Here is a 6,646-nt window from a genome sequence, read left to right as displayed (position 1 = left end):
CATCGTAGAACGCACTGTCAAAGAATACATTTATTATTATAACAACATTCGTATTCAAACGAAACTAAACAGCCAATCACCGATAAGCTATCGGCAATTGGCTGTTTAAAAGGTGTTTTGATCCCTGTCTCAAAAACGGGGGTCAGTCCCGATCGAAGGGTGTTTTTTTGTTTTTCTCAAATTGTAAGTTTATTTCATTGCGTCCTTTAAAAAGGATCGCTATAATAGCCATTAAGGACAAATGAATAAAGATTGTATCCTTCGGGGCAGGGTGGAAATCCCGACCGGCGGTAGTAAAGCGAATGCGCTTTAGAGCCCGTGACCCGTGTGCATAAGCGCGCGGTGGATTCAGTTTAAGCTGAAGCCGACAGTGAAAGTCTGGATGGGAGAAGGATGATGAGCCGCTATGCAAAAAGTTTAAATATGCATAGTGTTATTTCCTATTGCGTAAAATACCTAAAGCCCCGGATTTTTTATAAATTCGGGGCTTTTTTGACGGTAAATCAATAAAAGAGGGGAGGGAAACAAATGGAAGAGAATTATATGAAGCTGGCATTAGATCTTGCGAAGCAGGGCGAAGGACAGACCGAATCCAATCCGCTCGTTGGCGCTGTTGTGGTAAAGGACGGACAAATTGTCGGTATGGGCGCCCATTTAAAATACGGCGAAGCTCATGCAGAAGTTCATGCCATCAATATGGCCGGATCCCATGCAATGGGTGCTGATATTTACGTTACACTCGAACCGTGCAGCCATTATGGAAAAACACCGCCATGCGCAGAACTGATTATCAACTCTGGCATCAAAAGAGTGTTTGTGGCGATGAGAGATCCTAACCCGCTTGTGGCTGGAAGAGGGATCAGCATGATTGAAGAAGCCGGTATTGAAGTAAAGGAAGGCATCCTGGCAGATCAGGCGGAGAAGCTGAATGAAAAATTTTTGCACTTCATGAGGACAGGCCTCCCTTACGTCACTCTAAAAGCTGCTGCAAGCCTTGACGGAAAGACAGCTACCAGCACGGGCGACAGCAAATGGATCACCTCAGAGGCCGCGAGACAGGATGCTCAGCAGTACAGGAAAACACACCAAAGTATTCTAGTCGGAGTTGGCACGGTGATAGCTGACAATCCAAGCTTAACCTGCAGGCTGCCGAATGTGACAAAACAGCCGGTTCGGGTAATACTTGATACCGCACTCTCGATTCCTGAGGACGCTCAAGTGATTTGCGATCAAGCAGCGCCGACATGGATTTTTACAACGGCACGAGCAGACGAGGAAAAGAAAAAACGGCTTTCAGCTTTTGGTGTGAACATATTTACGCTTGAAACTGAACGCATTCAAGTTCCCGATGTTCTGAAAATCCTTGCGGAAGAAGGTATCATGTCGGTGTATGTGGAAGGCGGATCAGCTGTTCACGGAAGCTTTGTCAAAGAAGGCTGTTTTCAAGAAATCATCTTCTATTTTGCCCCTAAACTAATCGGAGGATTGCATGCTCCCAGCTTAATCTCCGGTGAAGGTTTTCAATCAATGAAAGATGTCCCCTTATTACAATTCACTGATATAACCCAAATCGGCCGTGATATCAAACTGACGGCAAAACCGATAAACGAGTAGGATGGTGACCATGTTTACAGGAATAATTGAAGAAACAGGCACAATCGAATCCATGAAAAAAGCAGGGCATTCAATAGCCTTAACAATCAAATGCTCAAAGATTTTAGAGGATGTTCATCTGGGTGACAGCATTGCAGTTAACGGCATTTGTCTGACTGTCACTGATTTTACAAAGAATCAATTCACAGTGGATGTTATGCCTGAAACAGTCAAAGCTACGTCACTGAATGATCTATCTAAAGGAAGCAAAGTAAATCTGGAAAGAGCGATGGCGGCAAACGGCCGTTTCGGAGGCCATTTTGTCTCAGGCCATGTCGACGGAACTGCTGAAATTACACGTATTGAAGAGAAAAGCAACGCTGTTTACTATGATTTAAAGATGGATCCATCTTTAACAAAAACATTGGTCTTAAAAGGATCAATTACCGTTGATGGCGTGAGCTTAACAATATTCGGCCTGACAGAAGATACAGTGACAATTTCTCTAATACCGCATACCATCAGCGAAACGATTTTTTCAGAAAAAACGATCGGCTCTAAAGTGAATATCGAATGCGATATGATCGGAAAATATATGTATCGATTTTTGCATAAAGCCAATGAAAATAAGACCCAACAAACCATTACAAAAGCCTTCTTAAGCGAAAACGGCTTTTAGAGAGGAAGATTTGCATGTTTCATCCGATAGAAGAAGCACTAGACGCTTTAAAAAAAGGCGAAGTCATCATAGTTGTAGATGATGAAGACAGAGAAAATGAAGGAGACTTTGTGGCTCTTGCTGAGCATACAACTCCAGAAGTCATTAACTTTATGGCGACACACGGAAGAGGGCTGATTTGCACGCCGCTTAGTGAGGAAATCGCAGACAAGCTGGATCTTCACCCCATGGTTGAGCATAATACAGATTCTCACCATACTGCATTTACGGTAAGTATTGACCACCGTAATACGAAAACGGGTATCAGTGCTCAAGAAAGATCTTTTACCGTTCAAGCATTGCTGGACAGTAAATCCGTGCCGTCTGATTTTCAGCGTCCGGGGCACATTTTTCCGCTGATTGCGAAAAAAGGAGGTGTCCTGAAAAGAGCGGGCCATACAGAAGCTGCTGTTGACCTTGCCGAAGCCTGCGGATCTCAAGGAGCCGGTGTCATTTGTGAAATTATGAATGAAGACGGAACAATGGCAAGAGTGCCTGAGCTTATTGAAATTGCGAAAAAGCATCAATTAAAAATGATCACCATTAAAGATTTGATTCAATACCGTTACAATCTAACAACACTAGTCGAGCGTGAAGTCGACATTACGCTCCCTACTGATTTTGGCACATTTAAGGTTTACGGTTACACAAATGAGGTAGACGGAAAAGAGCATGTCGCATTTGTGATGGGAGATGTGCCGTTCGGAGAAGAACCGGTATTGGTCCGGGTGCATTCAGAATGTCTCACAGGTGACGTGTTTGGGTCTCATCGCTGTGACTGCGGCCCGCAGCTGCACGCCGCGCTGACGCAAATTGCCGCAGAAGGCCGGGGGGTGCTTTTGTACTTGCGCCAAGAAGGCCGAGGCATCGGTTTAATCAATAAATTAAAAGCTTATAAGCTTCAGGAACAAGGCTATGACACCGTAGAAGCCAACGAAGCGCTCGGGTTCTTGCCTGACCTTCGCAACTATGGCATCGGTGCACAAATTTTACGCGACCTCGGTGTGCGGAATATGAAGCTTTTGACGAATAATCCGCGCAAAATTGCCGGCCTTGAAGGCTACGGACTCAGTATTTCAGAAAGAGTGCCGCTTCAAATGGAGGCAAAAGAACACAATAAAAAATATTTGCAAACCAAAATGAACAAGCTGGGTCATTTACTTCATTTCTAATCACAAATATCACAAAAAAGGATGGGAATCATATGAATATCATACAAGGAAATTTAGTTGGTACAGGTCTTAAAATCGGAATCGTAGTAGGAAGATTTAATGATTTTATTACAAGTAAGCTGCTGAGCGGTGCAGAAGATGCGTTACTCAGACATGGCGTAGACACAAATGATATCGATGTGGCTTGGGTTCCAGGCGCATTTGAAATTCCGTTTGCTGCGAAAAAAATGGCGGAAACAAAAAAATATGACGCCATCATCACATTGGGCACAGTCATCAGAGGCGCGACAACACATTACGATTATGTCTGCAATGAAGCTGCCAAAGGCATCGCGCAAGCAGCAAACACTACAGGCGTACCTGTCATCTTTGGAATTGTGACAACTGAAAACATCGAACAGGCAATTGAGCGTGCCGGCACAAAAGCGGGCAACAAAGGTGTAGATTGTGCTGTTTCTGCCATAGAAATGGCAAATTTAAACCGTTCATTTGAATAATTTGCTGAAAACAGTTTAAAAATATGGCGAAAATGATATAATGTGAGAAAACGGATCACCTATTCGTATCCGTTAATAGCAGACTGGACATTTTGGATATAGAGGGGTTTTTATGTTAATTCGTTATAAAAAATCGTTTGAAAAGATTGCGATGGGACTTCTTTCGTTCATGCCGAATGAAAAAGACCTTAAGCAGCTTCAGCAGACAATTAAGGACTACGAAACGGATACAGACCGCCAGCTCTTTCTTTGGAAAGAGGACGAGGATATCGTCGGAGCAATCGGAGTCGAAAAAAAGGATTCTGAGGTTGAAATCCGGCATATCAGTGTGAATCCTTCTCATCGCCATCAAGGAATCGGAAAACAGATGATGGATGCTCTAAAGCATTTATTCAAAACGCAGGTACTGGTTCCGAATGAATTAACGCAGAGCTTTTTCGAACGTTGTCAAGGTCAGCAGGATCAAGACATTTCATACAATAATTAAGCAGAGGCTGTAATCAGCCTCTGCTTTTTTTTCTCCGTTCTATTTCTTTTTCACGTTCAAGGATGACGTCAGTCCGATCCCGCAAACGGTGCTTGTCGATAAGAAATGTATCAGTGAGTGTGCTGGGCTGCCCCCATGTGTACTCCTTTTTCTTGCATTCAACGCGGCATGCTTCCTCAAGCTTCTCATCTTTGATCGGCAGCATGATGCTTTTATAGGAAGAGCCCGTTTCGATTTGTTCGTAAACCGACTGCATAAGCTCGAGTAAACCGCTATGATCAAGCCCCAAGCATTCGACCGCTTGTTTTTCCGCTTGAAGAATCCGGATGCTGTTCGCCATCAGTCTTTTTGCCCCGGCAGTATTCTTCCTTCTGTGATGATACAAAGCGACCGCAAGCTGGATGAAACCGACCCAATACATTTTTCGTTGGTTTGGAGGATCTTCCTTCCAATATTCTTCTAATATTTCATGGCATTCAAAATAATCCCGCGTCGCGTGAAATTCAACGAGATAATCAATATAAGCTTTCGGGTACAAGATGCTTCCTCCTTTAATCTGCCTTTAGTGTAACACAGGAAGGTTAAAAGGAAAAAGAACGCCCAGCCCTGGCAGCTTCTTTGTTTTAGCTCGACAATGAAAGGGAAACCGCCGCTAAGTCTTTTTTCTCCTACCTCCTTTGCTATGGTCTGAGCGAATGCATTTCCTGTTTTGAATATTCTGTACAAACCGCTTCAAAACAGGAAATGAAATAGTATTGGACGAGAGCTTTTTGGTGGCTTATACTAAAGGGTAGCCAGTTTATCCGGCAATGAGAGTGATACTTGAAAATGGTGAGATGATGGAAGAATATCAAGTGAAAATTGATACGTTTGAGGGCCCATTGGACCTGCTGCTTCATTTAATCAATCGTCTTGAAATTGACATATATGATATACCTGTGGCGAAGATCACTGAACAATATTTATTATATGTACATACGATGCGTGTGCTTGAGCTCGATATTGCCAGCGAGTATTTGGTCATGGCTGCCACGCTGCTCAGCATTAAAAGCAGAATGCTGCTCCCGAAGCAAGAGGAGGAGCTTTTTGAAGATGAATTACTTGAAGAAGAAGATCCGCGGGAAGAATTGATTGAAAAGCTGATTGAGTATAGAAAATATAAAGATGCGGCGAAGGATTTAAAAGAACGGGAAGAAGAAAGACAAAAATCGTTCACGAAACCGCCGAGTGATTTGAGCGAATATGCAAAAGAAGTAAAGCAGTCTGAGCAAAAGCTCTCTGTCACGGTCTATGATATGATCGGGGCTTTTCAAAAAGTGCTCAAACGCAAAAAAATAACAAGGCCGATGGAAACAACAATTACAAGACAGGAAATACCAATCGAAGACAGAATGAACGAAATCGTGCACAGTCTGAAATCAAGAGGAACGAGAATCAACTTTATGGATCTGTTTCCGTATGAGCAAAAAGAACATTTGGTAGTGACCTTTCTAGCCGTTCTCGAGCTGATGAAAAATCAGCTGGTTCTCATTGAACAGGAGCACAATTTTTCAGATATTTACATTACGGGGAGTGAATCCATTCATGGGGCTTGATATCGTGAATTGGAAAGCTATAGTGGAAGCCCTTCTTTATGCGGCAGGCGATGAAGGGCTCACAAAAAAGCAGCTGTTAACAGTGCTTGAAATCGAAGAGCCTGAACTGAACACCATTATGGCGGATGTAGCAGATGAATACCGCGGGGATACAAGGGGCATTGAACTTATTGAATATGCAGATACGTATATGCTCTCTACCAAAAAAGACTTTGCTCCGTACTTGAAAAAACTGATTGAAGTGCCGTCAAAGGGCCTTTCTCAAGCATCTCTAGAAGTGCTGGCCATTGTTTCATATAAACAGCCGATTACAAGAGCAGAAATTGAAGAAATCAGAGGCGTGAAATCAGAGCGGATTTTACACAGCCTCGTTGCGAAGGCGCTATTGTGTGAAGTCGGGCGGGCTGACGGTCCGGGAAGGGCTATTTTATACGGCACAACGCCGACTTTTCTTGAACAATTTGGTCTGAAAACGCTGGACGAGCTTCCGCCGCTTCCTGAAAATGCGGAAGAAGACGTTCTTCAAGAAGAAGCAGATTTATTTTTTGAAAACTTTAACCAAACCTTCGAAGATATAAAATAGA

At 43.3% G+C, this 6,646-nt stretch carries 9 protein-coding genes and 1 riboswitch; of the genes, 8 read left to right on the top strand and 1 reads right to left on the bottom strand.

All coding sequences use genetic code 11. The features are described from left to right. From BSI_RS22390 to ribT, 6 genes are all read left to right on the top strand, one after another. Positions 1-109 (top strand): IS3 family transposase (locus BSI_RS22390; protein WP_219858582.1); only part of this gene is annotated, 109 nt, incomplete at its 5' end. A gap of 144 nt (positions 110-253) precedes the next feature. Then, positions 254-398, top strand: a riboswitch (FMN riboswitch). 130 nt (positions 399-528) lie between these two features. Next, positions 529-1,614: a bifunctional diaminohydroxyphosphoribosylaminopyrimidine deaminase/5-amino-6-(5-phosphoribosylamino)uracil reductase RibD gene (ribD, locus tag BSI_RS01195; protein ID WP_004398208.1), complete on the top strand. Its 1,086-nt coding sequence runs from the start codon at positions 529-531 to the stop codon at positions 1,612-1,614. Positions 1,615-1,624: 10 nt separating this feature from the next. Next, positions 1,625-2,272, top strand: coding sequence for a riboflavin synthase subunit alpha (gene ribE / locus BSI_RS01200; RefSeq protein WP_004398207.1), 648 nt, complete (start codon positions 1,625-1,627; stop codon positions 2,270-2,272). 14 nt (positions 2,273-2,286) lie between these two features. Then, positions 2,287-3,483 (top strand): bifunctional 3,4-dihydroxy-2-butanone-4-phosphate synthase/GTP cyclohydrolase II, encoded by a 1,197-nt coding sequence (locus BSI_RS01205; RefSeq protein ID WP_004398206.1) that lies wholly within the window; start codon positions 2,287-2,289, stop codon positions 3,481-3,483. A 32-nt stretch (positions 3,484-3,515) separates the two neighbouring features. After that, positions 3,516-3,980, top strand: coding sequence for a 6,7-dimethyl-8-ribityllumazine synthase (gene ribH, locus BSI_RS01210; protein ID WP_003223915.1), 465 nt, complete (start codon positions 3,516-3,518; stop codon positions 3,978-3,980). A 112-nt stretch (positions 3,981-4,092) separates the two neighbouring features. After that, positions 4,093-4,467: a GNAT family N-acetyltransferase RibT gene (ribT, locus tag BSI_RS01215; protein WP_003223910.1), complete on the top strand. Its 375-nt coding sequence runs from the start codon at positions 4,093-4,095 to the stop codon at positions 4,465-4,467. 13 nt (positions 4,468-4,480) lie between these two features. On the opposite strand, the gene BSI_RS01220 is transcribed toward ribT, so the two are convergent. Next, the gene (locus BSI_RS01220) at positions 4,481-5,005 is read right to left on the bottom strand and encodes a DUF309 domain-containing protein (RefSeq protein WP_004398203.1); all 525 of its coding nucleotides are present in this window, start codon (positions 5,003-5,005) and stop codon (positions 4,481-4,483) included. A gap of 301 nt (positions 5,006-5,306) precedes the next feature. On the opposite strand from BSI_RS01220, the gene BSI_RS01225 reads away from it, so the two are divergent. Together BSI_RS01225 and scpB are read left to right on the top strand one after the other, a co-directional pair. After that, the gene (locus BSI_RS01225; RefSeq protein WP_004398201.1) at positions 5,307-6,062 is read left to right on the top strand and encodes a segregation/condensation protein A; all 756 of its coding nucleotides are present in this window, start codon (positions 5,307-5,309) and stop codon (positions 6,060-6,062) included. After that, complete coding sequence (scpB, locus tag BSI_RS01230; RefSeq protein ID WP_003223904.1) at positions 6,052-6,645, top strand: SMC-Scp complex subunit ScpB; 594 nt, start codon at positions 6,052-6,054, stop codon at positions 6,643-6,645. The genes BSI_RS01225 and scpB overlap by 11 nt, the downstream gene beginning before the upstream one ends. The last annotated feature ends 1 nt before the right edge of the window (position 6,646 follow it).

Origin of the sequence: Bacillus inaquosorum KCTC 13429 (assembly GCF_000332645.1) — a bacterium.
GTDB classification, from domain to species: domain Bacteria; phylum Bacillota; class Bacilli; order Bacillales; family Bacillaceae; genus Bacillus; species Bacillus inaquosorum.
Note: the sequence above shows the minus strand (reverse complement) of the source record. Positions and strands in the feature narration are given on the sequence as shown.